Annotated in this window: 20 protein-coding genes; 10 read left to right on the forward strand and 10 right to left on the reverse strand. The window is 66.2% G+C overall.

The window, feature by feature from the left end; translation table 11 throughout:
* Positions 1-8: 8 nt before the first annotated feature.
* Positions 9-221 carry a hypothetical protein gene (locus tag AC4ELH_RS17960; protein WP_448443588.1) on the reverse strand — a complete coding sequence of 71 codons (213 nt, stop codon included), beginning with the start codon at positions 219-221 and terminating at the stop codon, positions 9-11.
* 452 nt (positions 222-673) lie between these two features.
* Between AC4ELH_RS17960 and AC4ELH_RS17965 the strand changes: the two genes are divergently transcribed.
* Both AC4ELH_RS17965 and AC4ELH_RS17970 read left to right on the forward strand, forming a co-directional pair.
* Positions 674-1,339 (forward strand): sensor domain-containing protein, encoded by a 666-nt coding sequence (locus tag AC4ELH_RS17965; RefSeq protein WP_498885768.1) that lies wholly within the window; start codon positions 674-676, stop codon positions 1,337-1,339.
* A gap of 51 nt (positions 1,340-1,390) precedes the next feature.
* Complete coding sequence (locus AC4ELH_RS17970) at positions 1,391-2,119, forward strand: glycoside hydrolase family 25 domain-containing protein (RefSeq protein ID WP_498885769.1); 729 nt, start codon at positions 1,391-1,393, stop codon at positions 2,117-2,119.
* A 196-nt stretch (positions 2,120-2,315) separates the two neighbouring features.
* Here AC4ELH_RS17970 and AC4ELH_RS17975 read toward each other — a convergent pair whose 3' ends face one another.
* The 4 genes from AC4ELH_RS17975 to AC4ELH_RS17990 form a co-directional block, all read right to left on the reverse strand.
* Complete coding sequence (locus AC4ELH_RS17975; protein WP_498886202.1) at positions 2,316-3,419, reverse strand: fatty acid desaturase family protein; 1,104 nt, start codon at positions 3,417-3,419, stop codon at positions 2,316-2,318.
* 129 nt (positions 3,420-3,548) lie between these two features.
* Positions 3,549-5,027 (reverse strand): glycoside hydrolase family 130 protein, encoded by a 1,479-nt coding sequence (locus AC4ELH_RS17980; protein ID WP_448443594.1) that lies wholly within the window; start codon positions 5,025-5,027, stop codon positions 3,549-3,551.
* Positions 5,024-6,001 carry a glycosyltransferase gene (locus AC4ELH_RS17985; protein ID WP_448444167.1) on the reverse strand — a complete coding sequence of 326 codons (978 nt, stop codon included), beginning with the start codon at positions 5,999-6,001 and terminating at the stop codon, positions 5,024-5,026. Before AC4ELH_RS17985 ends, AC4ELH_RS17980 begins: the two co-directional genes overlap by 4 nt.
* 38 nt (positions 6,002-6,039) lie before the next feature.
* Positions 6,040-7,140 (reverse strand): glycosyltransferase, encoded by a 1,101-nt coding sequence (locus AC4ELH_RS17990; protein ID WP_463791008.1) that lies wholly within the window; start codon positions 7,138-7,140, stop codon positions 6,040-6,042.
* 826 nt (positions 7,141-7,966) lie between these two features.
* Here AC4ELH_RS17990 and AC4ELH_RS17995 point away from each other — a divergent pair.
* Positions 7,967-8,647 carry a sensor domain-containing protein gene (locus AC4ELH_RS17995; protein ID WP_448443596.1) on the forward strand — a complete coding sequence of 227 codons (681 nt, stop codon included), beginning with the start codon at positions 7,967-7,969 and terminating at the stop codon, positions 8,645-8,647.
* 12 nt (positions 8,648-8,659) lie between these two features.
* On the opposite strand, the gene stpK7 is transcribed toward AC4ELH_RS17995, so the two are convergent.
* On the reverse strand, positions 8,660-10,459 hold the full coding sequence (stpK7, locus tag AC4ELH_RS18000; RefSeq protein WP_448443598.1) for a serine/threonine protein kinase StpK7: 1,800 nt from the start codon (positions 10,457-10,459) through the stop codon (positions 8,660-8,662).
* 247 nt (positions 10,460-10,706) lie between these two features.
* Here stpK7 and AC4ELH_RS18005 point away from each other — a divergent pair, with 247 nt between their 5' ends.
* On the forward strand, positions 10,707-13,082 hold the full coding sequence (locus AC4ELH_RS18005; RefSeq protein ID WP_064887930.1) for a lysylphosphatidylglycerol synthase transmembrane domain-containing protein: 2,376 nt from the start codon (positions 10,707-10,709) through the stop codon (positions 13,080-13,082).
* A gap of 372 nt (positions 13,083-13,454) precedes the next feature.
* On the opposite strand, the gene AC4ELH_RS18010 is transcribed toward AC4ELH_RS18005, so the two are convergent.
* Both AC4ELH_RS18010 and AC4ELH_RS18015 read right to left on the reverse strand, forming a co-directional pair.
* Positions 13,455-15,230: a molybdopterin-dependent oxidoreductase gene (locus AC4ELH_RS18010; protein WP_498885773.1), complete on the reverse strand. Its 1,776-nt coding sequence runs from the start codon at positions 15,228-15,230 to the stop codon at positions 13,455-13,457.
* A gap of 25 nt (positions 15,231-15,255) precedes the next feature.
* The gene (locus AC4ELH_RS18015; protein ID WP_110777958.1) at positions 15,256-15,498 is read right to left on the reverse strand and encodes a hypothetical protein; all 243 of its coding nucleotides are present in this window, start codon (positions 15,496-15,498) and stop codon (positions 15,256-15,258) included.
* 183 nt (positions 15,499-15,681) lie between these two features.
* On the opposite strand from AC4ELH_RS18015, the gene AC4ELH_RS18020 reads away from it, so the two are divergent.
* A complete protein-coding gene (locus AC4ELH_RS18020; protein ID WP_498885775.1) occupies positions 15,682-17,628 on the forward strand; it encodes an SNF2-related protein in 1,947 nt (648 codons plus the stop codon).
* On the opposite strand, the gene AC4ELH_RS18025 is transcribed toward AC4ELH_RS18020, so the two are convergent.
* Positions 17,612-18,754 carry a DUF7159 family protein gene (locus AC4ELH_RS18025; RefSeq protein ID WP_448443606.1) on the reverse strand — a complete coding sequence of 381 codons (1,143 nt, stop codon included), beginning with the start codon at positions 18,752-18,754 and terminating at the stop codon, positions 17,612-17,614. The genes AC4ELH_RS18020 and AC4ELH_RS18025 overlap by 17 nt on opposite strands.
* A gap of 145 nt (positions 18,755-18,899) precedes the next feature.
* Here AC4ELH_RS18025 and AC4ELH_RS18030 point away from each other — a divergent pair, with 145 nt between their 5' ends.
* From AC4ELH_RS18030 to AC4ELH_RS18040, 3 genes are all read left to right on the forward strand, one after another.
* Positions 18,900-19,346, forward strand: coding sequence for a hypothetical protein (locus AC4ELH_RS18030; protein ID WP_448443608.1), 447 nt, complete (start codon positions 18,900-18,902; stop codon positions 19,344-19,346).
* Positions 19,347-19,512: 166 nt separating this feature from the next.
* On the forward strand, positions 19,513-20,616 hold the full coding sequence (locus AC4ELH_RS18035) for an inorganic phosphate transporter (RefSeq protein WP_436971721.1): 1,104 nt from the start codon (positions 19,513-19,515) through the stop codon (positions 20,614-20,616).
* A gap of 15 nt (positions 20,617-20,631) precedes the next feature.
* The gene (locus AC4ELH_RS18040; RefSeq protein ID WP_064956997.1) at positions 20,632-20,916 is read left to right on the forward strand and encodes a hypothetical protein; all 285 of its coding nucleotides are present in this window, start codon (positions 20,632-20,634) and stop codon (positions 20,914-20,916) included.
* 4 nt (positions 20,917-20,920) lie between these two features.
* Here the strand turns inward: AC4ELH_RS18040 and AC4ELH_RS18045 are convergent, their stop codons facing one another.
* Positions 20,921-21,841: a cutinase family protein gene (locus AC4ELH_RS18045; protein WP_498885778.1), complete on the reverse strand. Its 921-nt coding sequence runs from the start codon at positions 21,839-21,841 to the stop codon at positions 20,921-20,923.
* Between the two features lie 313 nt (positions 21,842-22,154).
* Between AC4ELH_RS18045 and AC4ELH_RS18050 the strand changes: the two genes are divergently transcribed.
* Positions 22,155-22,868, forward strand: coding sequence for a TetR/AcrR family transcriptional regulator (locus AC4ELH_RS18050; RefSeq protein WP_055111525.1), 714 nt, complete (start codon positions 22,155-22,157; stop codon positions 22,866-22,868).
* Positions 22,869-23,064: 196 nt separating this feature from the next.
* On the forward strand, positions 23,065-24,780 hold the full coding sequence (locus tag AC4ELH_RS18055) for a PE-PPE domain-containing protein (RefSeq protein WP_498885781.1): 1,716 nt from the start codon (positions 23,065-23,067) through the stop codon (positions 24,778-24,780).
* The last annotated feature ends 24 nt before the right edge of the window (positions 24,781-24,804 follow it).

Raw genomic sequence — 24,804 nt, forward strand, 5'->3', positions numbered from 1 at the left:
CCCCTGGCCTACTTGGCGTGGTTGGGCTGGTGGTGATGATGGGTCGAGGATCCGGGCTGCGGCATGTTGTTCTGGTGCGGGAAGGCCTGATGGGCGCTGACCGACGGCCCGGCGTTCAGGGTGGCGGAATCGGCATGAGCAGTGGCGGCGCCCAGGGCGATCAGCGCGGGTGCGGCGGCCAGGGTGAATCCGGCGGCGATGCGGCGGGTGATGGTGCTCATGTCGACTCCTTTGTCGGATAAGGCTTTTGGCGTTTCTCCCGGGGTGTTCCGGCGTTGAAATAAGAATGCGCCGCCGCCGACCGCGGCTGTATCGACCGACCGGCCCATCGACCGGACGAATCCCGTGTCCCCCGATCGGGGGAACGAGCGGACGTGGCTGCGGGTTGGGCTGCCGGCTGCGCCGTTTTCCACACCCGGGTCGTGACACCTCGGCCGTCACGACCCGGACGTAGAAACGGGCGCGCGGGTCCGACAGAGCAGCTCACCGGTTTCCACCCACGGGTCGTTGACCGGGTAGGCGAGCAGCCGTGGGGTGGAAAACGGTGGCAGAGGAACTGGACCGGCCGGCCCTCGCAGTCGAACGACGCAGTTCACCCGCCGGTCACCGAATTACCGTCTGGCGCACGCCGCGATCGCGTTTAGGATCAGCAAACAGATCCAAGGGGGACCTGATGAGCGCTCATCGCAACGCGGCGGCCGGCCTGGCGCTGTGCACTGCCCTGCTCACTGCCTGCGCCCCCACGGCCCCTGATTCCGACGGTACTCACGTCGACGTGCTGGGCAGCATGATGGCCAGTGAATCCGAGATCAACACCGTGATGAACGCCAAGGTCCGGCCGAAGACCGCACTGCGTTCCCCGATGACGAATGCCAATTACGAGCCCGTCTCCCGCCCCGAGTGCATGGTTGTCATCGGCAACGCGATGGAGTGGATCTACGGCGCCAGCGGTTACCGCGAGTTCCGCGAAACCCAACTGGCCGACGACGCCGACGACGTGGAGGTCGACCAGGCCATCGCCAAGTTCGACACTCCAAAGGCCGCCAAGGACGTGGTGGCCCGCACCGTCGACATCTGGCGCCGCTGCGGCAACGACACCCTGACCTTCAGCTACGACGGCGGCAAAACGCAGGACGCCCGCTGGATGGCCGTCCCAAGCGTGCTCGACGGTGTCGACATCACGCACGACGAACCCGTGGACGTCACCGACCGCATCACCCACCGGGCGATCCTGGCGGTCGACAACCTCGTCGTCGACCTGCGGATCAGCGGCAACGACATCACCGACCAGCAGACCGTGCAGCTGGCCAAGATCATCGCCGGCCGCAACGCACTCTGACTCCGCCCGACCTACGCTGGTCACAGGAGTACGACCATGCCCAGTGGTGCTATGAATCAAAGGGTCCCGCGGGGGAAGCGGCGCAAGTCCGGCCGAGCCCCGCGGGTGGTACAGACCGCCGCCGTCATCAAGGACACCCTGTTCGCCGACGTCTCCGAGTGGCAACACCCGGTCGATGACAGTTACCCGTATCAGGTGCTGTCGATCCGGGTCAGCGACGGCACGTACCGCGACCACAATTTCGCGGCCAACTACGCCTGGATGCGCGGCGCGCTGGATTCCGGGCGGCTGGTGTTCGGCATCGTCTACACCTACTGCCGGCCCAACTGGTTGGCCAACGCCACCACCGTGCGCGCGATGATCGACGCCAACGGGGGCCTGCACCCGCGCATCGCGCTGATGCTCGACGTCGAACAGGGCGGTAACCCGCGCCGCGACGGCTCGGAGTGGATCAACCTGCTGTACGCGAACCTCGCCGATTACGCCGGCGACCGAGCCCGCATCATCGGCTACGGCAACGTCGGCGACCTGAACAACATGTGGCGCACCAAACCCAGCAGCATCAGGCTCATCATCGCGGCCTACGGCAGTAATCCCGACTATCCCGGCAAGGTCGCCCACCAGTACACCGACGGACGCGGGTACAGCCCCGGATTACCCCAGGGCGCACCGCCATTCGGCAACTGCGACATGAACTCCGCCGACGGTCTCACCCCCGTGCAATTCGCCTCGGCCTGCGGCATTTCGACCCCATCGCCGATTGGCACCGAGCGGGTCTGACCAACGTGACCCAGAACAGGCGAAACATACTGCACCACAATGCATTACAACCAGCCACCCGGCAACGTTGACACGGCTCGCATAACGGCGTGTACTGGGGTTACAGGGCGCGCCACCCGATGATCGACAGCTTCTCCCTGTTCGACCACCAACGGCACAGGGACTGCAGAAGTGAAGTTCCTTTTCGGGATCCCGGTCAGACGGGTGGCGCAGCTCGGAACAGCGATCGCCACCCCGCATTGGGCACGGCGAGTTTGAAGATCGTCCGCAGTGTCTGCAGATACTGCCGGGCCAGTGGCCCGCTGGTGTAGGGCAGGTTGTACTTCTCGCACACCTCGCGCACCCGCACGCTCACCTCTGCCAGACGGTTGCTGGGCAGATCAGGGAACAGGTGATGCTCGATCTGGTAGCACAGGTGTCCACTTGAAAAGGCCAGCACCGGACCGGCTTTGAAGTTCGCCGCGCCCAGCATCTGTCGCAGGTACCACTCGCCGCGGCTCTCCTCCTGCAGCGTCTCCGGGCCGAACCGCTCCGCGCCGTCGGGGAAATGCCCGCAGAAGATCACCACGTAGGCCCACAGGTTGCGCAGCACGTTCGCACCCAGATTCGCGACGAGGGTTCGCTTCCACCGCCGCCCGCTCAACACCGGCAGGACGATGAAGTCCTTGGTGAGCTGGCGGCCGATCTTGGCGCGCAGCAGCTGGCGCGCGGCGTTCTTACCGGCTTCGGTGTCCGCCCGGTCCCGGGCGGAGTAGAAGTCGTGCAGGGCTATCCCCCACTCGAAGATGAGGGCCAACAGCATGTTTCGCAACGGCTGCACCAGATGTTGAGGTTCCCATTTCTGGTCGCGGCTCATCCGCAGAATGCCGAAGCCGAGGTCGTCGTCCACACCCAGCACGTTGCTGAACACGTGATGGTGGTAATTGTGCGAATAGCGCCACTGTGCCGACGGGCCCACCATGTCCCACTCCCAGGTGGCGGAGTGAATCTCGGGATCATTCATCCAATCCCATTGGCCATGGCCGACGTTGTGCGCGAGTTCCATGTTCTCAACGGATTTCGCGTAGGCCAGCGCAGCTGTCCCGGCCAGCAGGCCGGCCCTCGATCGGGTGCCTGCGATCAGCAGGCGTGCCGCGACCTCGAGCGCCCGCTGAAACACGATGGTGCGCCGAATGTAGGCGGCATCCTTCGCCCCCAGCGACTCCTCGACGTCGCTGCGGATGGCGTCGAGCTCCGCACCGATCGCGTCGATGTCCGCGCGGCTCAATTTCGCGTATGCGGCGATATCTCTGATTGTCAGAATCCCGGTCCGTCTGTGTACGGCGGCATGGTCCGGGCCACCTGGGTGAAAGTACTTTCAGCCTAGGTGGTGACAGGGATCCCTGCCACCACACCAGGTCGAGCGCCCATGACGGGTGCCCACGCGGCGCTACGGGCGCAATGCGCCCAGCAGTTCGGGCAGCGGAACGGTGGCGATGCGGATTGCGGCGTCACCGACCCCGAAGGGCAGCACCAAGGTGTCGGCGTGCACGAGCGCGCCACACGAGTACACGACATTGGGCACGTAACCGTCGCGTTCGTCGTCCGCGGCACTCAGCAGCGGTTCGGTGAGCCGACCGAGAATCCGGGTCGGATCGTCCAGGTCGAGCAGGATGGCCCCGATGCGGTAGGTACGCATCGGGCCGACGCCGTGAGTGAGCACCAGCCATCCATCCTCGGTCTCGATCGGTGGACCGCAGTTTCCCAGTTGAAGCGCTTCCCAGGGCTGCGTCGGCTGCTGGCACGGCAGCGAGCTCGTCCATACCGCCGGGTGGTCCGAAAAGGCGATGGTGTTCGATTCCCGGTCGGATCGCGACATCGCCGCGAATCGCCCGCGGATCCGGCGCGGAAACAGGGCAAGTCCCTTGTTCGCGGCGGCCCGTCCGACCATCGGCACCGAGGTGAACGACCGGAAATCGGTGGTCGTCAGCAGCTGTTGGCTGATCTGCGAGCCGCTGTACGCCGTGTAGGTCGCGTAGAACCTCACCGCGCCGTCGTCGTCGACGAAACGCACGAAACGCGCATCCTCCATCCCGGCGGCCTCGGCGCTCGTAGCGGGCCACAGCACACGTTCGGAAAGTGCGGTATCGCCTGAGAACTCGACCCCGTACGCGCGGTCCGCGATCGCTCGGATCAACGCGATCGTCGCCGGCGCGTGCCGCCGTGTGCTGCGATGTCGCTGTAACTGCTCGAGCCGCTGATCGAGGTCGGCACGGGTGAACCGATCGCCGAGAGCATCGAGCACATAGTCGGACGTCTCGCCGCCGCCGTGCAACCGGACCAGCTCGCTGCGGAACACGTCCGCATGCAGGAGCGTCGGCACCATCGCACCGGTGGAGGCGAACGGCACCGGGTCGTCGACCACGACGCGGCCGGCATCATCGACGACGCCGGTCCGGAAGCCGATCGAGGAGCGGTGCCCCTCCCCGATCCCACGCACACTCAGCACGAATCTCACACTGCCCGTGGCGATGCCCGATTGATCTGGGTGCGCGACGATGCTGGGATTGCACAGCGCCGCACCCTCGATCGCGTATTCGTTGGTGAATACCGCCCCAAGCAACAAGATTCGCGACTCGGACAACTCCGAACCGGGAGCCAGCCGGTCGGCCAGCTCGCCGGCGTGACGTCGAAACGTATCGATGAGGCCGCGATGGCGATCACCGAATCTGAAACGGACATCGTCCAACGCCGCCAATACGTCGGCCTCATCCAGCTCCAGGATCCGCGCCAAAACCTTGCCTGCCCGGGAGTCCTGGCGTTCGAAACCCTCCTGGCCCGGCACGAACAGCTGTGTGATCACCCGCGAACGGTCAGCTCGCAACCATTGCGGACTGCGCGCGAGAGCAATCGGGCGGAGTGACGTCATGGGGTCGCATGAGAAAAGCGTTGCGCCTGCTGAAAAGTCGAGATCACCGCCAGCGTCGACTCGGCGCCCTGGTTGCGGTTCACCCCTTCGGCGTGCAACCCGTCGAATCCCCCACCCGTCTCGGGATCCCACATCCGCTCGCCGACATCATTGGCACCCTCAAACCAGGCGGCAGCAGCTCGCACGGTTTCCGGCCAGACAGCGCTCGGATCGACAGCAGCGGCGCGGGAGCATGCATCTGCCAGCGCAGACACCTCGATCGGTTGCTGGTCGAACCCCGGTCGCGGGTCATCGAGGCCCCAGCCGCCGGCAGGCGTGACCGACAGGTGATCGCCGGCCGTCTCACGCTCGACCAACCATGCCAGCAGGTCCAGGCCCCGGTTGTACAGCGCCGGGTCGTCGAGCGCCGCCCCCGCGGCAATCATGGCTTCGGCGAGAACCGCATTGGCGTAGGTGAGTCTCGGTTCGGGCCATGGCCACTCCGAGTTACCGGTGGGCGCAGGGATGCCGGCGACATAGTCGGTGATCAGTGCGAGAGCGACGCTGTTCCCGGGGTGGGCGGAGAGCAGCTCAGCAGCTCCGAGTACCGCGAACGACATTGCCCGTGGCCATATCGACCTCTGCTGTGCGGCACGCTTGAATTGGTTGACCGCCATGTGGCGGACCATGCCGACATCACTGTGCGCAGCGGCGGTTCCCAAGCCCCACAGGCAGCGCCCCCAAGAGTCCTCCAGCGCCGGTTCGTCGACCCACGCACCGGTACTGTCCAAACGGTTGTGGCAGGCGCCGGTGAGGGTCTGCGCCTCGTTGAGGAAGCGCATCGCCACACCCGCGAGACGGTTCAGCTCCCTGTCGGGGCCGGGCGCACGGGTGGCGACGATCAGTACCCGCGCCATATCGTCTGTGCAGTAACCATTCTCAGGTCGCGGCTCCGCCAGGCGGGCATGTTCGAAGGTGCCGCTGCCATCCGTCATCCGCAGCAGGTGGTCGAACCGGGGAATCGGCAGGTCGGTCACCGGCGTCCCGATCGGTCGGCCAGGATCTGCCGCGCAGCGGCTTGGTACGCATTGGCGACCACGGACCACGACATCATGGGCGCCAACCGGCGAGCCTCGGCGGCCATGGCGCCGGCGAGGCGCGGCTGGGTGAGCACGCTCCGCAAAGCGGATGTCAGCGCATCCGGATTTCCATGCTCGACCGCAATGCCGGCCCCAGTCCCGAGCAGCTCAACGGCATGTGGAAAGGCGGTAGCAACGACAGGCCGCCCATGCGCAACCGCGTCGACCAACACGCCGGAGGTGACCTGCTCGGTCGAGTCGTAGGGCAGCACCACCACCGCCGCGGCCCGGAGCTGAGCACTCAGCGACGGCGCGTCGAGGTACCCGGAGTCGAAGTGCACCGCGTCGGTCAGGCCGCTCAACCGGGCCTTCTCTATACAGAAGTCCCGGTATTCCTCACCATCGGCAGCGAGCACCTTTGGATGCGTCCGGCCGGCTACCACGTACCGTGGTCGGCCGTTGAGCTGATGCAGTTCGCCCATCGAGTCGATGACCCGCTCGATGCCCTTCCCGGGCCCGAGCAACCCCCAGGTCAACAGGGTGGGTCTACCGCCGCGCTTCGTGTGCGCGGGCGCCGGGACCATCGCGCCATGCGGGATCGTGGTGACTTTGCGCCGGTCAACGTGGTAGCCGAGACACAGTCGTCGGTGGGCCGACTCAGACATGACGACGACCCGATCCGCCAGCGCCGCAACCACCTCGAGTAGTGAACGCTGGTGTGGCGTCGGATTATTGAGGACGGTGTGCACCACGACGATCGACGGGATGTCAAGGTCACCGATGATGTCGACAACCTCGTCACCGTCCAAACCCCCGTAGATGCCGTACTCGTGCTGAATAACGGCAATGTCGTTCTGATTGAGCAGATCCGAACTGGCCGCCACCGATCGCGCGGATCCGTTGACCAGCTCGCCGACCACCCGACCGTCGCCGGACGTCGAACCATCAGAGACCCTGACGACACCCACTTCCGCACCGGTCGCGGACAAACCGCCTGCGAGCGCTGCGCTGAATGTCGCCAGACCGCAGGCAGTCGGCGCATACGTGCTGAGCATCCCAACCCTGAGACGGTCAGGTTGGGCACGCACCGCTGCAGGGCCGGCCGGCAAATGCAGAATGGATGGAGCACTCAAGATGAACTCGACATGATCTGGGCGCGAGCCACTTCCACGGCAGTCCGCGCCGGGGGTGAAACTTGCGAATTGTCAGCACCTTTCGGATTTGACGGCCCCATGTCTGCGTGGTTGCCGATTACCCTCGGCTCGGTGATGTGCGTAATGACTGCCCTCGCTTCGGCTCACGGCCGACATCTCGGGCTACTCCGAGCACGTCAAGACCGACGTGAATGAACTGAACCGAATTTCGCGATACCGCAAGAAAACTGATTGCTTTCCGCTAGCGCTTGGATCGATTGTGCCTTGTGGCGGGATCCGGGCCAGAACACCAGTCAACGCTGCACCATAGGCATTGTCAACTGCGACGACCTGCGTTGGCGCCGCACAACCGACCGTACGCGTATGGTTCGAGGGACCGGGACCGACACAGGCCCCCATATCAAAGGGGCCGACATGGCCGACAAATCGCCGAGGCAAAGCCTGACCAAGAAGTCCGGAAAATCCCTCAAAGAGAAACGTGCCGCAAAGCGCGCCAAAGCCGGTGATACGTCGTCCACGGATGACGTTCTGCATCCCCGGAAGCGCTAAGGCCTCCCCTCATCCAAAACGTGGCATCACCGGCCCACGCCGCGTTTCGGAACCGCACATCCCTGACCTCCGTGGTACTGCTGAGACCGGTGTGTCTACAGATGTCTCAGCAACGCTCGAGCGCTGCGCCTGACCCCTCCGACCGTTTACGATCAGCAAACACGATCGAGGGGGGCAGATGGACGTGAAGCGGGCTGCCGTACCGGCCATCGCGGTCATTACGCTGGCCGGTTCCGCGCTCACCGGGTGCAGCACCAAGCCACCCGTGTACGACACCGGCTCACAGGTCGACGTCCTGGGCAGCATGCTGGCCAGCGAATCGGAACTCAACACCATCCTGGCCACCTCGGACCTGCACCCCAAGACGGCACTACGCCAGCCCGCCCGGCTCGACGCCGACGAGCACGCGTCGCGCCCGGTGTGCCTGGCCGTGATTGGTAACGCCATGGACGAGGTGTACCGCGACAGCGGCTTCCGGCAGTTCCGCGAGTCCCTGTTCGCCGACGAGGGCGACGACCTCGAGGTCGACCAGGCCGTCACCGCCTTCGATACCCCCACGGCGGCAAGGACACTCGTCAGCCGCACGGTCGACACCTGGCGGCAGTGCGCCGGGGACAGCCTCAAGATCAGCTACGACGGCAACCGCCGGCCAAGCACTTACGTGCTCGGAAACCCGAGCGTCGTCGACGATATCGATGTCACCAACGAGCAGTCACCCTTCACCCCACAGCAGGGCAGCCGGCGCGCGATCCTGGCCGTGGACAACCTCGTGGTCGACATCCGGATCACGGGAACCAACCTCACCGACGGCCAGGTCGTGCAGCTGGCCAAGGCCATCGCCGGGCGCAACGCGGTCTGAGGACGGAACCGCTCAAGGGGCAGCCCCATTGATCACCGGCTGGGTGATCATGCCCTTCTCCACGCCCCACATGGTGGCGATCGTGCGGTACTCGCCGGTGTCCATCACGTGCTCCAGCGCCAGCCGCAACGATTCGGCCAGACCGGAACCCTTGGCCACCGGCCAACCGTAGGGCGCCGCGTCGAACACCTCGCCGGCCGGCTCCAACGCACCGCCGCTCAACTTGATCGCGAACCCCGTGACGGGGGAATCGGCGGTCATGGCGTCCGCCTCACCGGCGATCAGCGCGGCCGTCACTTCGTCCTGATGGGTGCGGACCACTTTCTCGATCGGCGGCAAACCCGCTGCCACACAAGCGTCCGATTTGGCCGGGATCTCCTGCGTGTCCTGAATCGTGCTGTACGCCACCCCAACTCGCAGCCCGCACGGCGAACCCGGGTCCGCCGATGAGCCGGGCCGTCGCGCCCACAGCGTGCCCGCCTCGAAGTAGGTGACGAAGTCGGCCTGTTTCTCGCGCTCGGCGGTATCGGTCATGGACGACATGCCGACGTTGAAATTGCCGTCGGCCACCGACGGCAGGATCCCCTCGAAACCGGTCTCGCGGAAGTCGGGCACCAGCCCCATCGTGCGGGTCACCGCCTTCATCAGATCGATGTCGAACCCGACGATCTCGCCGCTCGAATTCTTGAATTCGTTGGGCGCGTAGGGCACGTTCACCCCGACCACCAATCGACCGGAGTCACGGATGCCGGACGGCACGGTCTTCGCGATCTCGTCGACCGCACCCGTCGGCGCCTGCACCGGACCGGATCCGGCTGACCCGACCGTATTGGCGACACGATCCGAACCGTCATCGCGAAGCTGCCACACCCCCACCGCGCACAGCGCGGCCACCAGAACCGTCGCTCCGGCGATCAGGGTCGCCTTCTTCGACACCCGCACCCGGGTCGGAACCCGTTGTGCCGAATGGCGACCCGACCGTCCGGTGGTGCGCACCGGCACCTGCAGGGCGGCCCGTGCCGCCGCCGCCAGCGCCCCGGCACTCTGATAGCGCTTGGACGGCTTCTTGGCCATACCTTTGGCGATCACCTCGTCGAAGGCCGCCAGCCGCGGATCCTTCTCCGACGCCCGTGGCGCCGGGGACACCATGTGCCCGGCGATCTGCTGTTCAAGGCTGTCGGAGGGATAGGGCCGTTCCCCGGTGAGGCATTCATAGAGCACGCACGCCAATGCGTAGACGTCCGAACGCAGATCGACCTTGCCGCCGTCGAACCGCTCCGGCGCCATGTAGGCCAACGTGCCCAGCGTGCTGCCCGCAGTGGTCATGCCCGAATCACCCGCGGTGCGGGCCAGCCCGAAATCGATCAGGTACACGAAGTCGTTGTCGGCGATCAGGATGTTCGACGGTTTGACGTCCCGATGGATCAGCCCGGCCGCATGCGCCCCGTCGAGCGCCTCGGCCACCTGCTCCACCATGCCGACCACGAACGCCGGGTCCAGTGGCTTGCCGGTCTTGGTGAGCATGGCGCCGAGGTTGCGGCCCTCGATCAGCCGCATGTCCAGATAGAGCCGCCCGTCGATCTCGCCGTAGCCGTGGATGGGCACCACATGCGGATTGCTCACGCCCGCCGCGGCGTGCGACTCGCGGCGGAACCGTTCCTGGAACGTCGAATCCTGCGCCAGGTGCGGCGGCAGGACCTTGAGCGCAACGATGCGGTCGGTGTCGGAATCGTAGGCCCGGTAAACCTCGCCCATTCCGCCCCGACCGATCAGCTTCTGCAGCTGATAGTGCCCGAATGGGGTCGAATCCACCCGTTCAACTCCTCCGGACCGGCCAATTCGGCGTCGGCATGTCGATCGAAGTTACATCACGTTTGCCGCATGCGTCGCTCTAGATCACATCGAGCGAGCAAAAATTGTCGCCTGCGGTGACAGATGAGAACGATGTGAATTCGTAACGGTCCAGATGGCGATCAAATGCCGATATCCGCATCCGATCCCGCTACCTTGGTCGCGGGCTTTGATAGCGCGTCTCGATACCGGGCCAGGAAGGGGGAACATGCGCGTTGACGGACGGGACATCACCGTCACCGGCAGCCTCCTGCAACCGCCGACCCGTCGCACCAACGACATCCTGCGTCTGACACTGGCCGCGATCTTCCTGGCCACCGTGATCACCAGCTCACTGATCACCCGCTACGAATGGGTGGCGCTGGAAAAGTCGATCTCCAAGATCGTCGGCGTGCTGACCCCCACCCAGTCCAATCTGGTCTACCTCGCGTATGGCATCGCGATCCTGGCGCTGCCATTCGTGATCCTGGTCAGCCTGATCCTGGGCCGGCAGTGGAAACTGCTCGGCGCATACGCGGCCGCGGCGCTGATCACCATGTTGTCGCTGTCGATCACCGCCAACGGCATCGCCGCACCCCGATGGCATTTCGACCTGTCCGACCGGCTCAGCTCCCAGTTGTCGCAGTTCCTCGACGACCCGCGCTGGATCGGCATGCTGGCCGCGGTCCTGACCGTCTCCGGGCCGTGGTTGTCCCGTCGGCTGCGGCGCTGGTGGTGGACGCTGCTGCTGGCGTTCGTGCCCATCCACCTCGTGGTCAGCGCCGTCGTGCCGGCCCGCTCTCTACTGGGTCTGGCCGCCGGCTGGTTCGTCGGCGCCCTGGTGGTGTGGATCGTGGGCACCCCGGCGCTGGAGGTCCCGCTCGACGGCGCGGTGCGCGCCCTGGCCCGGCGCGGCTTCGTCGTCTCCTCGTTCACCGTGGTGCGCCCGGCCGGCGCCGGACCACTGATGCTCGACGCGGCCTCCCAGGATCCTGACTCCAGTGCTGTCATCGAGCTCTACGGCCCCAATCAACAGAGCGGCGGCGCAGTGCGCCAGGTGTGGCGCAAGCTGCGTCTGCGTTCCAACGAGACCGCACCCCTGCAGACCTCGATGCGCCGCGCCGTCGAGCACCGGGCGCTGATGGCCATCGCGATCGGCGACCTGGGCCTGGCCAGTACCTCGACCATGTCGGTGGCCGCGCTCGACCGCGGCTGGACCCTGTACGCGCACAACCGCAAACGCGGCATCCCGCTGGACCAGTGCATCGACGAGACCACGGTCGGGCGGGTGTGGAACGCGCTGCGCACCCTGCACGACCACCAGATCTCCCACGGCGACCTCCGCAGCAAGGAGATCACCGTCGACGACAGTGCCGTGCTGTTCGGCGGCTTCGGCAGCGCCGAATACGGCGCCACCGACGCCCAATTGCAGTCCGACATCGCCCAACTACTCGTCACCACCACGGCGCTGTACGACCCGCAGTCCGCCGTTGCCGCGGCGATCGACGCGTTCGGTCGCGAGGCCGTACTGACCGCGTCGCGGCGACTGACGAAGGCCGCCGTGCCGTCGCGGGTCCGCGACGCCGTTCCCGACGCCAAGGCCATCATGACCGCCGCGCGCGACGAGGTGAAACGCCAGACCGGTGCCGACCAGATCCAGACCGAGACCATCACGCGGTTCACCCGAACCCAGGTGATCCAGCTGGTGCTGTTGGGTGCCCTGGTGTACGTGGCCTACCCGTTCATCAGCACCGTGCCGACCTTCTTTTCCGAACTGCGCACTGTCAACTGGGCGTGGGCGCTGCTCGGGCTGACCGTCTCGGCGCTGACCTATGTGGGTGCGGCGGCCGCCCTGTGGGCGTGCGCCGATGGGCTGGTCAGCTTCCGCAATCTGTCGATCATGCAGGTGGCCAATACCTTTGCCGCCACCACCACACCCGCGGGCGTCGGCGGCCTGGCCCTGAGCACCCGGTTCCTACAGAAGGGCGGGCTGAGCACGGCGCGCGCCACCGCCGCAGTTGCCCTGCAGCAGTCGGTGCAGGTGATCGTGCACGTGATCCTGCTGATCCTGTTCAGCACCGCGGCCGGAGCCTCTGCCGACCTGTCGCACTTCGTCCCGAGTTCCACGATCCTGTACCTGATCGCGGGGTTGGCCCTCGGTCTCATCGGCGCATTCCTGGCCGTACCCAAACTGCGGCGCTGGCTGTCGTCCTCGGTGCGACCCAAGCTCGAAGAGGTCACCGAGGACCTGGTGAAACTAGCCCGCGAACCGCAACGGCTCGCACTCATCGTGTTGGGCGCGGCAGGTACGACTCTCGGTGCGGCCCTGGCACTCTGGGCCAGCGTCGAGGCGTTCGGCGGAACCACCTCGTTCGTCACCGTCACGGTCGTGACGATGGTCGGCGGCACCCTGGCCTCGGCGGCCCCCACCCCCGGCGGTGTCGGCGCCGTCGAGGCGGCCCTGATCGGTGGCCTGGCGGCGTTCGGCGTGCCGGCCGCGATCGCGGTGCCCGCAGTGCTGCTCTACCGGGTGCTGACCTGCTGGCTGCCGGTGTTCATCGGCTGGCCCGTGATGCGGTGGCTGACAAAGAACGAGATGATCTGACGCGCCCCTCGGCGTGTCGCGGCCGGCGTGTCGCGGCGGGCCGGCACATACCGACCTGCCCGCCTATCAGCGACAACTCAGCGACAATCGCCACATGCATATCGTGAGCATCGTTGGTCACGGGCGCGATGTGAACTTGCGTCATTCGAATACGCATCAGCCTCGTACGCAACGGAATTCGGGCTGCCCAGCTATCAGCGACAGTGTCGCTGACAGGCGGGCACTGGACAGACGGGACTCGTGGGACTCATGGCGCTGGAGAGGCGAAAACGCTCAGCGACAATGGGTTTGACGAGACAGGAGCTACTCGTGTTGCGATTGTCGCTGAAAAGTCGCTGACAGGCGGGCACATCGACCATTGGCCCGAACCGCCTAAATCGGCATCCGATGGCCGAAGTATTCGTGGTCCTCGTTGTAGCCGCCACGGCCCCATCCGACCGACCGGAAATCCGCCACGAACTCGATGGCCTCGATCCACTTGACCTGTTTGAAGCCGAGTTCCAACTCATTGCGTAGGCGCAGCGGCGCACCGTGCGCCTCGCTGAGCGGTTCGCCGTTCATCTCGTAGGCCAGCAACGCCATGGGCTCACGCATGTGCTCGATGCGGTGGCAGTCGTAGTAGCGCCCATGGCCGGGTTCGGCGCCGTCGGCCAACGAGTAGAACACCACCCACTTCGCCTCCGGTAGCGGCCGCACCAGCGCCAGGATGTCGGCCATCCGGACGCCGCCCCACTTGGCCACCCCCGACCAGCCCTGAATGCAGTAGTGCTGGGTGATCTGTTCATGTTTGGGCAGTGCCAACAACTCTGCGTAGGACAGCTCGACCGCACTGGCCACCAGCCCCGCCACCTGCAGCGTGTACTGCGACCAGCAGCCGTCCCGCAACCGCCGGTACCGCTCGCTGTCGGGCAGTCGGCCATTGGCCCAGAAGTACGGGGTGATGTCCTTGTCCCGGTACGACGCCCGGGGGTGGGTCCGCTCCATCCAGGCCTTGGCCCAGCCGACGGCGAACCGCCCGACGTTCTGCACCAGTCGCGGATAGCGCAACGTCAATGGTGTTGCCGTCAACCACAACCCGAGCACGATCGCGACGGCCACCCCGACAACAGCCAGCGCCCGAAAAGACCGGGTGTCACTGCCGAGGGTGATGTGGTTGAGGTTGGCCAACGCGCCCGTGCTGAGCACCATGGTGACGTGGGCGACGATGAAACCGACCATCCACAGCCACACCACGAAATGCACAGTTCGGGCCACCTGGCGGTTGAGTGGTCCGCGGCCGGTGCCGAACCGTGCGGCAACGGCCGGCGCCTGCAGCAGGCCGGTGATGAACGCGAGCGGCGCCGCAACGAACACGGTGATGAAGTACGCCAGCACCTGCAGACCGTTGTAGACGGTAAAGCCTTGGTTGGCCGGGAAATTCAGCGACGCGTACTGCACTGCGGCCGACACCGCGTTGGGAAAGACATCCCACGATTGCGGCACGATCCGGTGCCACTGCCCGGTGCTGAACAACAGCACGTAGAACACCGCTCCGTTCACCAACCACAACAGGTCGAAGCTGAAATGCCACCACCGGGCCAGCCCGATCGAGTGACGAATACCCGGTATTCCCAACCACTTCGGCAGGGTCACCGCGTCGTCCTTGGAGGTCCACAGGCGTGGTGCGTCGGCCTTGTCCAGCCGGTCTTCGGGAACCGCGCCACGCAACCGGAGCCACTCGGTGCCCGGCCGGCAACCCGAGTTCACATAGAGCCGCGGATGGTCGGCCAGGATCTGCAATCCTGAGCGCAGGATGAACATCATGAAGACGATGTTGAAGAAATGCTGCCACCGCAGCCACGCCGGGAAGCCCGTGGTGACCGCGGGCGCATAGCTGGTCGACGTGCCCGGATAGTGGGTCAGGAAGTCCTGCATCCAGCCGTACTGCCGTAATTGTTGGGCCACCACCACGACGACGATCAACGCGAGGGCACCGACAAGCACCAGCCACAATCCGTTGACCCAGCGTCGGCCCAGCCGAACCATCGGGAACCGGGCAGGTGCCCGGGGAATGCCGCCGGCGAACTGCCGTTCATCGACGGATTCTCGCAGCGCCCCGACGGGCCGATCGTTATCTAGGAGTGCCTCCAACCGATTGTCGACGGCCATGCCCCGACCTCCTCATCACCGCGCATCACAGGATCCACGGGAAGTCCCCATACATCGGGAAATTGTTGACGAACGGCGGAGCATCGTTGATCTGCGCGTTTCCTGGTGAGATGCACTCACTACCCACGTTGGTGGTGGTGCACGACTGCGGCGCCGGCCCAATGTGCTGACTGCCAGTCGGTACCGGTGCAGCTCCCGCGAGGGGCGCAAAGATGAGCGACGCCGCGACGCCGGCCATGGCCAGCGCGGCGGCAGGGACTATTCGCATGATCTGCCACCTTCCATATGTTTTTGTATGGCTCTTCCCTCAAGGTAGGCCTGCTGGCTGGGCATTTCCTGTGGCGAAGGTGAGCGGATGCGAGAACTTCGGGCAGAGCCCGCCAGCGAAGTCCGGCCGGTCGGACAAATCCGTGCACCCGGGCGCGGCCCGACAGTGCAATGATGATTTCTCATGGACAGCGCCGACCCCGCCGAGCTGATCCGCCATGCCGATGCGGCGCTCGCCGATATTGGCAAACTTCGCGCCGACATCGTCGACCGTGTCCAGGCGGGCACCGACGAGGTGGTGACCCGAACGCTGCAGGCTGCACCACTGGAGCACCTGCGCCCATATCTCGCCCGCGGCGCCCGCCTCGGCGGGCTCACCAATTCGGAGTATCGGACGGTCGCCGACATCCACACGGTGCCCGCCCGGGTGCTGACCCAGGTACCCGGCGTCGACATCGAGGCTGCCCAATCCGTCCAGGCCGCGGCGCAGGCCATGGCCGACCACATCCGCACCACCACTCGACCCCGGCTGCGCAAAGAAGACACCGAGCTACTGACGTCGCTGCTCACGCTCGCTCACGCCGATGCGCCGGTCAAACAGTTGCGCCGGCTGATGCCTCGCCTGCGCAGCCCCACCGCCTCCGATCAGTTGCGCGAATCAGTCGCAGAGCTGCTCGACCAGATCGAGGAAGCCCACCACTCCCAGGGTGACCCGTGGACGTCCTACCGTGCCGACCCCCGCCTGATCGACCAGTTTCTCAGCGAGTTCGCCTCCGGGACAACAGATGTTGATGCCGCCCAGGGTTTCGTCGGGGCAGAGGTGGCCGCGCAGGTCGAACAGACCGCGCTGAACCGTTCCCTACTGCAGACCGAGTTGCGCGGATACCAGGAATTCGGCGCCCGCTATGCGGTGGCGCGCGAGCGGGTTCTGCTGTGCGACGACCTTGGCCTCGGCAAAACCCTGCAGGCGCTCGCCGTCGCCGCGCACCTGGCCGCCACCCAGCACCTGCGTCACACCCTGGTGATCTGCCAGCCCAACACCGGAATCCATTGGGCCGCAGAAATAGCCAAGCACACCGTGTTGCGGTCGGTCGAGATCCGCGGCAGCGAACGCGATGCACGCCTGGAGAATTGGAAGACTTCCGGCGGCGTGGCCATCGTCTCCTACGACACCCTGCAGCGCATCAAACTGCCCGAGCGGCCCGGCCTGGTCATCGTCGACGAGGCACACCTGCTGCGTGACCCGAAATCGGACCGGGCCCGCGCCGTCCGCAACGTGTTGACCTCCGACAACCGCGTGCTGTTCCTGTCCGGCGTGCCGATGCACCAGCGGATCGGCGGTTTTCGCCACCTCGCCGATTTCCTGCAGCCCGACGTGGCGGGCAAGGTGGCGCCCAACGCGGGCGATCGCGGGTCGATCGCATTCCGCCGCGCAGTGGACCGGGTGTACCTACGACGCGACTACCGGGACGTGGTCGACGAGCTGCCGGCGCGGATCGCCACCGAGGAATGGGTGCGGCTCAATCGGGCTGACCGAGAGCGCTACCGCCAGGCCGTCACCAGTGGCAACTTCAGCGCAATCAGGCAGGGCGCCTGGCCATCCGGTTCACCGACGCCGGGCGCCAAGCTGGACCGACTGGTCGAACTCACCAACGAGGCCCACATCAACGGAGCCAGGGTGGTGGTGTTCTCCCACTTTCCCGCAGTGCTCGAGGTGATTCGGAAAACGTTGCCGGGCAACATCTTCGGCGCCATCGACGCGTCAGTCCCCGATCAGCAGGCCGTCGTCGACGCATTCGCCACCGACCGCGGCCCGGCAACCCTGCTGGCCCACATCGGTGCCGGCAAGCTGGACCTGCGCCGGCTGAACGCCCCGGCGGTATTCATCATCGCCGAACCTCAGTGGCAGCCGCGCACCGAACGACAGGTGATCGGACGTACCCAGCGGCTCAGCGAACTGCACACCGTGCGGGTCTACCGTCTGTTGGCCAGGGGCACGGTCGACGAGCCGATCCGCCGCCTGTCGCAGCATCCCGACCAGCCTCCCCCGCATCAGGACGAGGTGGTGCGCGCCGAGCAGGCGCGACTGGCCAGGGCCGGGCTCACCGCCAAGTTCAGTGGAAACGGTTGATGATCGGGATGCGCTCGATGATCCGGTCCCGCAGCCGCGGCTGCGGATAAGTCACCGGCGGCGGTACATACGGCGGAGGGCTGTACACCGGAGCCGGTGCGGGCGGCACATAGACCGGAGCGGGTGCAGGTGCCGGCGCGGCCGGGACCTGGGCGGGCGGCTGGTGTGCCGGCGGATTGGCAGCCTCGACCGCTTGGGCCGGCGGCGGGGCGGCCGGAGCCGACGGCGGGGCGGCCGGAGCCGGCGGCGCCGGTTTGGTCGCAGCCTTGTCCACCGGCTTCTGCACCGGTTTCGGTGCCGGCCCGGCCTCGGGGGCCGACTCGTGGATGCTGGAAGCCTGCGCCGTCTCCGACACTGCTCCGGGATGCAGATGCAGCCCGATCGCGGCGGAGGTCGCGACGACGAGCGTCACCAAAGCACCGCCGACCACCGACGACAGCGCGCCGACCTTGGTCCAGTGCACCGCTTTGACCGGCGCGGTAACGGTATTCACCGCGAGCGCCGCGGCCAGTCCCGCACCGCGGGCGAACGCGAGATCGGATTCGTTGGCGGTGATCACCGCAGCCGGAATGGACTCGGCCAGATCGGCGACGATCGGACCGTGCGCGTCGGAGCCCAGGATGAACAGCGCGCTGATCGGCCGTCCGGTGAGGGCCAGGAGGCCGGCGATGTCGGCAACGAACGTGTCCGAACGATCGATGCGGTCGGCGCTGACGTCGTCGGGCGTCACGATCGCCACCACCGCGGCGTCGGGTTCCACGATGCAGACAGCGATGTCGTCGTGCTCGGTGATCTCGGCGATGCCGCTGGCCAGCATGCCGGCCGCCTCGATCTCCGACACCGCGAAAACATTTCCGTAGCCGCGGGTATCGAGGGACTGCATGATGTGGCCCGCCAGTGGCGCAGCGTCATTCGTCCAGGTGACGCCGATCGCGTGAATGCGGTGTCCGCCGTCGAGTTCGGTGTCGTCCACCAGTCCCCGCAGCAGGCCGTCGGGGTCGTAACTGCCGGCGTCGTCGAGAGAGATCGCGCCACGGTCGTACGGGCGCCCCTCGCCCGTCGTGCCTTCGACGAGCACCCATCGAACGGCTCTCGAAGTCATCGCGAGGCCGAGCACGAGATCCATACCGATCCCCCGATCTGCCTAGTCAGTCGTCACCCAGGTTACCGGTGTGACGGCGCTTACACGTGGGTGCGGCGATCTCCGCGCAAACTCCCCTGTGTGGCATCGTGCCGCGCGGGAACGGTTGCACCCCATAAGCTCGCTGCATATGAGGTACATCGCTGCCGTCCTGGCCGCTACGTCGGTGCTCGCCGGTTGCACTGTCGCAGGCAAGCCCACCGCAGCCCCGGTGACCGATGAATGGCGGCAGGCCGTCATCGACGCGGTCGTTGGCCTCGGCACTCAACTGGGCCCGATCGGCGATGCGATGACGGCGCCCGTCACCAACTACGGCGCACTGCACACCGCGTGCACCGATTTGCGTAAATACGTCGACTCCGTCCAACCCAAGGTCCTGCCCGGACCCGACGTCGCGGTCAACAACGCCCTGGGGGAAGGCTTCGACGGCTTCCGCAGCATGGCCGACCAGTGCGAGGCATTGACACCGGCAAACAGTTCCACCCGGCTGACGAAGTTGGGCGCCACCATGGACGAGGCCCACTTGCACATCAACGAGGGGCTCAAACTCCTCGGCATCGACATCCCGAAGCGCTGACCGGGTCGCTACCACGCCACCGCAATCTCCGGGGCTCTACCTGGAGCGCCCAAACGTGACCGAAAACTCAGCCAGTTAATTAGGTTTTCGTTGCGATTGTGTTCAAGAATTGTTTACCGTGTCGTTACAGTTTCTGCTGCTGTGCATCGTCGTCTTCACCGCATTGATGTTCGACTTCACCAACGGCTTTCACGACACCGGCAACGCGATGGCGACATCGATCGCCAGCGGCGCACTCAAACCCCGTACCGCCGTAGCACTCTCGGCATTGCTGAACCTCGTCGGCGCCTTCCTGTCCACTGCCGTGGCGGCCACGATCGCCAAGGGCCTGGTCGATGCCGATCTGGTGACCCTGGAGCTGGTGTTCGCCGGACTCGTCGGGGCGATCCTGTGGAACCTGTTCACCTGGCTACTCGGTATCCCGTCCAGCTCGTCTCACGCCCTAATCGGCGGCATCGTCGGGGCGATGATCGCCGCGGTCGGTGGCCATGGCGTGATCTGGCACGGCGTCGTCTCCACCGTCATGGTGCCCGCGGTGCTCTCGCCGCTGATCGCCGGCGTGGTCGCCTGCATCGCCAGCTGGCTGGTCTACCGCTTGATCCGCGGCTTGCCCAAGGACCGCACGATCGCCGCGTTCCGCTACGGACAGATCGGCTCGGCATCGCTCATCTCGCTGGCGCACGGCACCAATGACGCCCAAAAGACGATGGGCATCATCTTCCTGGCCCTGATCTCCTACGGCGCCGTCGACGAATCCGCGACCATGCCGCCGTTCTGGGTGATCGTGGCCTGCGCCGTCGCCATCGCCCTCGGCACACTCTCGGGCGGCTGGCGCGTCATCCGCACCCTCGGCAAGGGCCTGGTCGACACCGAAGCTCCTCAGGGCATGGCCGCGGAAGTCTCCTCGGCGGCGACCATCCTGCTGTCCAGCCACTTCGGCTACTCGCTGTCCACCACACACGTCGCCACCGGGTCGATCCTGGGCAGCGGGTTGGGCCGGCGCACCGAGGTGCGCTGGGGCGTCGCCCGCAACATGGCCACCGCCTGGCTCATCACCCTGCCGGCGGCCGGTCTGGTGGGTGCGCTGACCTACTTCCTGGTGCACGGGATCGGCGGCTTTGCCGGGGCACTGGTCGGGTTCTTGGCCCTGGTCGCCGCGACAGTGCCCATCTGGCTCAAGTCACGCAAACCGCCGATCGACCACAAGAACGTCAACGACGCGTGGCAGGGCAGCCTCACCGCGGTCGACGGCACGGCCGCGGGCAAGTAGGGACGGGGCACTCCGATGAACAACTGGATCAACCTCGTGGCCGTCAGCAAGATCCTGCTCTTCGGCCTGGCCGTCGGCGCATCCGTGCCCACGCTGTTCGCGATCGGCGTCCGGCTACACATCGCGGGCGTGGCCGAAGGGCCCGCGACTTCGGCTCGGCGCCGTCTGCTGGTGGGCCTCAGCTGGGTGATGTTCGCGTTGGTGCTGGTCGTGGTGGTTGTCGGAGTGCTCTACATCGCGAACAACTTCATCGGCCACCACACCGGCGTCTACCTATTCGGCAACAACGCGCACCACTAGTCGGCTACACCGGCGCAATCGGGGGCGGTGCCGCCGGCCCCGGTGCGACCGGCCCGGGTGCGGCAGGCGTCGGCGCTGTGGGACTCTGCGCCGGTGCCGGGCCTGGAAGGTTCTGCGGGGCTGGGCCCATGTGCTGTGCGGGCGGCGGAGCCTGCGCGGGCTGGGCCGGTTGCACCCGCGACGGCTGCGACGGTCCGGTACCCACCAGCGTGGCCGGCGGCACCGGCTGAGCTGCCTCCTGCGCCCAGTCGTCCTGAAGCTTGCTCACCGCGAATGCTGCCCCCTGGTTCACCAGGCCGGCTTCCGCGTACTGGGTGTGGATACCGAAGCTCCTGCCCTGCGGATCGCACACCAGATCGTTGTCGACACACAGGTCGATGGCCTTCGCGGTGTAACGCGGGCCCACGACCACCGAGGGGTTGTTCAGCACCTTCATGAAACGCGGCGATGGTTTGCCGAACAAGGCCACGGCCGAGACATGATCCGCCACATCGGGCGGCATCGGCGCAGGCACGTCGGCCACTGAAACCCCGTCGGGCACAACACTGGCCGTCACGAAGCCGATGACCGCCGCGCCCTGAGAGAACCCGCCGAGCACCATCTTGGTGTCGGGGCAGGTGGCGGCGGTGGTCATGATGCGCGCTCGTGCGTCGGTGATCCCCTGGACGGCAGTCGGGAAGTCAGTCGTGGCGGGGTAATCGACGGGATAGACATCCACCGATTTCGCGCCGACGTTGGCACGCAACGAGTTAACGAATGCGTCGCCGGTATCGCCTACTCCGGGCGCTTCCATCGTGCCGCGGGCGAATATCACCTCGGCATCCGGGCACGGTGCCGCAGCGGCGGACGGCATCGCCATGTTGCCCATCACGGAAGCCGCCCCCGCCATGACGGCAACCAAACCGGCACTTCCGAACTTTCCCACCGATTTACTGTGGCATAGCAGCGCTGCTGGCGCGCTCCGAGAATGTGAAGCATAGAGTTCCCTCAAGAACCAAAGAGAACTCTCAATAAGTGGGCCAAGACGTTTGGCATCCGCTCAGCCTCATCCTGTCCGGCATATCCGACCGAATTGCCTTTCCCGCAACAACTCTCGACTGTCGCCCGATGCGGGAACCCAGCGGTCCGCCGGCACACCCGCCGACCCGGGCGGTCATCGTCTGCCGGTCACCAGAGCCGGGCATCAGAAGGTCCACATCGAAGGTCTGCGTGCCGGTGACGCCACTACACTGCAACCCATGGGTAGACCGCCGGTGGCCCCCGGTGCGCACGAAACGCCGGAGCCCACCGCGAAGCCCCGCGGGCAGCGCACGATCCGCGGACTCGATGCCGAGCAACGTCGTGCCCATCGCCGCGAACAACTGTTGACGGCGGCCTTCGAGTTGATCGCCCGCGACGGGTACCCGAACACCTCGATCGAGCAGATCTGCCAGGCAGCGTATGTCGGCAACAAGGCGTTCTACGAGGTGTTCGACAGCAAAGAGGACTGCTACCTGGCCCTGCTGACCCAGATCGCAGAGCGCATCGAGGAGCAGGCGGTCGCAGCGCTGGCCGACGCCCCCGATGATCCCGACGAAACCGTCCATCGCCTGCTGTCGGCGTTCGCCCACGCACTTGTCGACGATCCCCGAGTGGCCGTGGTGGCATTCGGTGAATGCGCCGGGATCTCGCCGCGGGTCGAACGGGCCCGCCGCGAGAATCGGCGCTGGACCGCTGCCTTTCTCGAAGAACTGTGGCGGCAACGCGAGTTTCCCTGCCTACCCGAGAACGGCGCGGTGGACTACCACGACCTGGCGGTGTCGACCGTGGGCGGTTTGTTCGAGAGCGTGGCCGACTGGTTGCACCAAAGAGAGACCACGAGCGACTCGCCGCCGACCATCGACACCCTGATCGGCACCATGACGACGTTCGTCTCGGTGGTTCGCGCCGGGATCGCAGCGACGGCCCGCTGAAACCGCACCCCTCATTGCAACAAGAGTTCTTGTTTCAAAAAGTGGCTCTTGCCATAACTCGCTACCCGCTGGTAACTTTCCCGCAGCACGCGAAGTGGCGCCCGTCACATTTCCCTGTTGACACGCTGGTCGCGGGCCCGAGATTCGGCCGTGCCATCAGGGCGGCCGCTCGCCACCATGAGGAAAGCGGGAACAGATGAGGGGTCGGGGGGAGTCGTCGCGCGGTGCGCGCCGGCAGCGCGGTTCACGTCGTTGGGGATCGATGTTGATGGCCGGCGGAGTGGTCGTCGCCGTATCAGCCGGGGTCAGCGTCAGCACTGAATCCGCCGTCTACAGTGCGGCGGTCCGGCTGGTCGGCACCACGATCGGCGTCGGCCCCTCGTTCGACGGATTCGGGTTGAGCATCCCGCTGTTCTTCTACGGCAGCACGGTGCCCGAGGGCGACTCGTTCCACACCGTCCCCTACCCTGCGCAGATCAACCTCGACATCCCGATCATCTCCGATCTGCCCGGGCTGTCCGACATTCCGTACTGGCCGCACTCGCTCAAACGGTCAGAGCAGATCGGAGCGGGCTACCTCCAGCAGGACATCGCCGAGACACCGGCCGACGACAAGGTCACGATCATCGGCATGTCACAGGGCACCGAGGTGGCTGAGATCGTGCGCGCCGAGATGGCCAAAGACCCGGATTACGTTGCCAATGCCGACAATTACGAGTTCGTCTTCATCGGCGATCCGTACCAGCCCAACGGCGGCATCCTGGCCCGCTTCACCTCGTGGAGTGATGTGCCCGTGCTCGGCGACGTCTTCCCACTCGGCCGACCAGGACCGTCGGACAGCCCGTTCAAGACGACCTACTACCAGAACCAATACGACGGCTTCGCTGATTTCCCGGCCTATTTCAACGTGCTGTCCGTTGCCAACGCCGTCGCCGGGATTCTGTTCCAGCACGTCTTTCCCGGCTACGTGCTGGAACATCCCGACGCCCCCAATGCCGTGACCACCCAGGTCGGCAACACCACCTACGTGATGCTGCCCCAGTACCTTCCACTGCTGGCACCGCTGCGCATACCCGCATCCCTGATCGGCGCGGAACGCTTCGTCGACGCGATGGATCCGGTGCTGCGGGTGTTCGTCGAGATGGGCTATGACCGCACCGCAGATCCCAGCCAGGTCAAGGAATTCGGCTGGATCACCCCTGACGAGAAGATCCACGAAGCTCTGCAGGCGTTGCCCGGTGCGTTCGAGCAGTCACTGGCGATCCTGGCCGGCGAGAAGTACACCCCGACGCTGCCGCAACCTGTCGTCTCCGGCACCGAACCCGAAACCCCGGTGACCCAACATCCGATCGACCCGGTGGGCACCTCGCCGTTCGAGCAAGGTGTGCGCCACTCGGTGGAGGACGTGGCGGCGGCCTTGTCGGATGCAACCCGACCGCTCGCGAAGGTACTGCAGGCCATCGGCGAGGCAACGGCACCGAAGACCGTCAAGCCGGCTGACGGCACCACTCCGGTGACCGCCAGGGTGACGGCCGAGGTGGCCGCCGAGTCGGACCCCGTGGCGAAGGACGAAGCCAAAGACGACGCCGAGGCCAAGACCGAGAGCGACACCACTCCGAAGCCCAGCCCACTGAGTCGGCACCAGCGGGCGCGAACAGATTCTCCCCAAACCGATTCGGCGCAGCGACGATTGAGAGCGGTCCCGGATGCCGACGGTTCCGGGAAGCGCGACCCGAGCACCACGCCCGACCGCACGTCGACCCGTGAGCGGGGAGCGAGCGCGGTGTCGGGAACCGATCGCTCCGACCGGGCGTCGGTTCGATCAGCGAGGCGCGCCGCAAAGCAGCCCGCGCACCCGGCAGACGGTCAGCGCGAAGGGAATTCAAAGCGCGCGAACGCGCACGCAAGTTAGCCGTCACCGCCTCCTGAAGGATTT

The sequence above is a fragment of the Mycobacterium shunyiense genome (assembly GCF_058270075.1).

Excerpts from the sequence above, each read along its gene's own strand:
- AC4ELH_RS17985 (WP_448444167.1), bottom strand. The coding sequence starts at position 6,001 with ATGACGGATGGCAGCGGCACCTTCGAACATGCCCGCCTGGCGGAGCCG.
- AC4ELH_RS18055 (WP_498885781.1), top strand. The coding sequence starts at position 23,065 with ATGAGGGGTCGGGGGGAGTCGTCGCGCGGTGCGCGCCGGCAGCGCGGT.
- AC4ELH_RS17990 (WP_463791008.1), bottom strand. The coding sequence starts at position 7,140 with ATGCTCAGCACGTATGCGCCGACTGCCTGCGGTCTGGCGACATTCAGC.
- AC4ELH_RS18010 (WP_498885773.1), bottom strand. The coding sequence starts at position 15,230 with ATGGCCGTCGACAATCGGTTGGAGGCACTCCTAGATAACGATCGGCCC.
- AC4ELH_RS18020 (WP_498885775.1), top strand. The coding sequence starts at position 15,682 with ATGGACAGCGCCGACCCCGCCGAGCTGATCCGCCATGCCGATGCGGCG.
- AC4ELH_RS18040 (WP_064956997.1), top strand. The coding sequence starts at position 20,632 with ATGAACAACTGGATCAACCTCGTGGCCGTCAGCAAGATCCTGCTCTTC.
- AC4ELH_RS17970 (WP_498885769.1), top strand. The coding sequence starts at position 1,391 with ATGAATCAAAGGGTCCCGCGGGGGAAGCGGCGCAAGTCCGGCCGAGCC.
- AC4ELH_RS18050 (WP_055111525.1), top strand. The coding sequence starts at position 22,155 with ATGGGTAGACCGCCGGTGGCCCCCGGTGCGCACGAAACGCCGGAGCCC.
- AC4ELH_RS17995 (WP_448443596.1), top strand. The coding sequence starts at position 7,967 with ATGGACGTGAAGCGGGCTGCCGTACCGGCCATCGCGGTCATTACGCTG.
- AC4ELH_RS18005 (WP_064887930.1), top strand. The coding sequence starts at position 10,707 with ATGCGCGTTGACGGACGGGACATCACCGTCACCGGCAGCCTCCTGCAA.
- AC4ELH_RS18035 (WP_436971721.1), top strand. The coding sequence starts at position 19,513 with ATGTTCGACTTCACCAACGGCTTTCACGACACCGGCAACGCGATGGCG.
- AC4ELH_RS17980 (WP_448443594.1), bottom strand. The coding sequence starts at position 5,027 with ATGACGTCACTCCGCCCGATTGCTCTCGCGCGCAGTCCGCAATGGTTG.
- AC4ELH_RS18025 (WP_448443606.1), bottom strand. The coding sequence starts at position 18,754 with ATGGATCTCGTGCTCGGCCTCGCGATGACTTCGAGAGCCGTTCGATGG.
- AC4ELH_RS17960 (WP_448443588.1), bottom strand. The coding sequence starts at position 221 with ATGAGCACCATCACCCGCCGCATCGCCGCCGGATTCACCCTGGCCGCC.
- AC4ELH_RS18030 (WP_448443608.1), top strand. The coding sequence starts at position 18,900 with ATGAGGTACATCGCTGCCGTCCTGGCCGCTACGTCGGTGCTCGCCGGT.
- AC4ELH_RS18015 (WP_110777958.1), bottom strand. The coding sequence starts at position 15,498 with ATGCGAATAGTCCCTGCCGCCGCGCTGGCCATGGCCGGCGTCGCGGCG.
- AC4ELH_RS17965 (WP_498885768.1), top strand. The coding sequence starts at position 674 with ATGAGCGCTCATCGCAACGCGGCGGCCGGCCTGGCGCTGTGCACTGCC.